This window comes from Kitasatospora nipponensis (assembly GCF_039528135.1).
Taxonomy (GTDB): domain Bacteria; phylum Actinomycetota; class Actinomycetes; order Streptomycetales; family Streptomycetaceae; genus Kitasatospora; species Kitasatospora nipponensis.
Genome location: NZ_BAAALF010001208.1, coordinates 1 through 507 on the forward strand (window position 1 = coordinate 1; position 507 = coordinate 507).

Annotated in this window: 1 protein-coding gene; it reads right to left on the reverse strand. The window is 70.2% G+C overall.

Features of this window, described 5'->3' with window-relative positions; translation table 11 throughout:
• Positions 1-107 precede the first annotated feature (107 nt).
• On the reverse strand, positions 108-507 hold a 400-nt coding region (locus ABD323_RS45695; RefSeq protein ID WP_344447809.1), incomplete at its 5' end, for an NUDIX domain-containing protein.

Below are 507 nucleotides of genomic sequence, written 5' to 3' on the forward strand. Positions count from 1 at the left end.
CCCTTCCACCGCCCCGCCGGGAGGGCGTTTGCCCGCCCCCCTTGCGACCCACCGCTCCAGCGGCTCGTCCTCGTGCACGTCCTGCCGCCCCTCCACGCCGTGGCCGACTACGCGGTGGCCAGCAGGTCGCCAGCCTTGATGGCGTCGGCCAGCCGGGTCTTGATCTCGTGCGGCAGCAGGTTCAGGGTCGTGACGGCTTCGGCGGTGAGGGGGACTTCCTCGAGGAGGTACTCGCCGCGGTCGTCACGGGAGAACTCCGGCCCGGTGCGGTCGGCGAAGTTCCACGTCTTGATGCTGACGAGGAAGAAGTGCTCGGTCTCGCCCTTGTCGTTGGTGAGTTCGGCGAAGGGGCGCTCGATCTGGCCCTCGCCTGCGATCTCCTCCCGGATCTCGCGGAGGAGGGCGTCTTCGAGGGTGGGGTCGGTGTCTTCGACGCCGCCGCCGACGAGGACGACGTAGGGGTCGATGCCGGGCCGGGTGCGCTTGGTCAGGAGGGTGGTGCCGTTC